The sequence below is a fragment of the Mycobacterium sp. E3298 genome (genome assembly GCF_001666895.1).
In the GTDB taxonomy this organism is placed as follows: domain Bacteria; phylum Actinomycetota; class Actinomycetes; order Mycobacteriales; family Mycobacteriaceae; genus Mycobacterium.
In genome coordinates this window covers 1-2,175 of the sequence record NZ_LZJB01000588.1, presented here as the reverse complement: position 1 = coordinate 2,175, position 2,175 = coordinate 1, and the positions used below count along the sequence as shown (strand labels likewise).

The 2,175-nt window shown below is 72.2% G+C and carries 3 protein-coding genes; 2 read left to right on the top strand and 1 reads right to left on the bottom strand.

Features of this window, described 5'->3' with window-relative positions; all coding sequences use genetic code 11:
* The coding region (locus A9X05_RS26835; RefSeq protein WP_156737020.1) for an alpha/beta fold hydrolase at window positions 1-238 on the top strand (238 nt) is incomplete at its 5' end.
* Entirely contained in the window at window positions 239-1,480 is a 1,242-nt protein-coding gene (locus A9X05_RS26830; RefSeq protein WP_067785200.1) for a WS/DGAT domain-containing protein, read from the top strand.
* Here the strand turns inward: A9X05_RS26830 and A9X05_RS26825 are convergent, their stop codons facing one another.
* Complete coding sequence (locus tag A9X05_RS26825; RefSeq protein ID WP_067785197.1) at window positions 1,481-2,095, bottom strand: hypothetical protein; 615 nt, start codon at window positions 2,093-2,095, stop codon at window positions 1,481-1,483. It abuts the gene before it with no gap.
* Between the last annotated feature and the right edge of the window lie 80 nt (window positions 2,096-2,175).

Sequence of the window (2,175 nt, the reverse complement as noted above, 5' to 3'; positions counted from 1 at the left end):
GCCCGCGCGGTATGCCGAGCTGAACGAGCTGTGGACCGAAGAGCCCGTATGGCCGTGCCTGTACCTGCATGGTCGCGACGACGGCTGCATGACACCGGCTTTCGCCCGCTGGGCGGAGAAGGTGTTGCCGCCGGGCAGCGAGGTGGCCATCGTCGAACACGCGGGGCACTTCCTGCAGCTCGAACAGCCGGACAAGGTCGCCGACCTGGTGCTCGGGTTCATCGGCTCACCCGGCTGAATGGCCGCGCAGCGGATGGCCGCCGTCGATGCGCAGTTCTATTGGATGTCGGCCAAGATCCCCAGCGACGAGTTCCTGCTGTACGCGTTCGACGGCGAGCCCGCGGATTACCCGGCGGCCGTTGAGCAGGTGCGCAGGAGGGCCCGCGCCGAGCCGGCGCTGACGCTGCGGGTCCGGGACGGCAGCCCGCTGACCTACCCGCAGTGGGTGCCGACGGCCGTCACCCCAGAGTGGGTGGTCCGCCACCACCTCGACGACCAGACCTGGGCCGGCTGCCTCGCGGCGATCGTCGGCCTGGCCGGTGAGCAACTCGACGTGCGCCGGGCCCCGTGGCGGCTGCACGTCTTCACCCCGGTGCTGGGCGTCCCGGGCGTGACCGGGGCGGGCTCCGTGGCGGTATTACAGGTCCCGCACGCGCTGGCGGACGGGGCGCGGGCAGCGGCCATGGCGGGCTGGCTGTTCGGCAGGCCGGATCCGGTGCCTCGGGTGCGACGCCTGCGGGCCGGGTTCCTGCCGTGGCGAGCCGCCCAGGCGGCTCGGGCGCACGGTCGGTTGGCGGCTGAGACCCGCGCCGGGCTGCTGGCCGCCCGGCCCGGTCCGCGGCCCCCGCTGCCGACGAATGCGCGCCCCGGTGCGGTCCGCTCGGTGCGCACGCTGGTGCGGCACCGCAGAGACTTGCGCGGTCCCACCGTCACCGTGGGCGCGCTGTCGGCGATCTCCACGGCGCTGTCCAACCTTTTGGGCGATGCCGCCGATACGTTGGGCGCCGAAGTTCCGATGGCCAAACCCGGTGTGGCGCACGCGCACAATCACTTCGGGAATGTCGTGGTGGGCCTGCATCCGAGGCTGGGGCTCGAGGCCCGCGCCGAGCGAATCGCGACGGAGCTGGCCGATGGCCGGCGCCGCTTCGCGCACCCGGCGACGCGCTACGCTGACCGGGCTTTCGCCGCGGTGCCCGCGCCCCTATTACGTTGGGGCGTAGCCCAATTCGACCCCGACATTCGTCCGACGCAGGTGTCGGGCAACACCGTCGTCTCCAGCGTCAACCGCGGGGCGGCCGACCTGAGCTTCGGCGGCGCCGGGGTGGTCTTGACGGCCGGCTACCCGGCGCTGTCACCGGCGATGGGGCTGACGCACGGCGTGCACGGCATCGGCGACACCATCGCGATCAGCGTGCACGCGGCCGAGACGGCCGTTCCCGACATCGACGCGTATCTGGAGTTGCTCGACGCGGCGCTGTGATCACTGCGCGTCGCCGGACCGCGCGGCTTCCTCGCGGGTCAGGCCGACCGCGGAGATCAGCTCCTCGTGCAGCTCGAACCACACGGTGTGGTAGGAGTCGATGAGCGGTCTGGTCAGCCAGGCGGTGTCCCCGTCCCGCACCTTGCCCAGTGCCGCAGCAAGTTTCGTGCCGTAGGCGTTCAGCCGGGGCAGCTGCGCCGCGGCCGTCGCGATGATCGGCTGCACGCGTGCGTGCACATCGTCGAGGCGGGCCAGCACCGCGGCGTCGTATTCCGCGTCGTCGTGGGCGTTGGGGGTGCCGCCGGGGCCGCCCTTGAGCTGCCAATCGGTCACCAGGGCTTTGAAGTCGGCGTTGACCGACCGAAAGTCGTCGTAAGCGGCCGCGATCGCGGCCCGGTCGGCGCCCCCGCGCTCTTCGTCGAGCAGCGCCGCCAGCTTGTCGCGCCCGACGGGCGTGATGCGCACCGTCGCACCGTCGGCGAGTAGGCCCGCCGCGGTCAGCCGTTCGACGATCGTGGTGACCTCAACTGGGTCGGCGTCCAAGGTGGCGGCCAGGTCGTCGGGGCGCACCCGCCCTTTCAGCCGAACCGCTTGCAGCACCGCCAATTCGCTCATGAGTCGGCCTCTCCGGCCAGGCGCAGCGCGGTAAGCATGACGACCAGCGGGGTGGCCGAGACGACGTCGGTCTGCCCGCT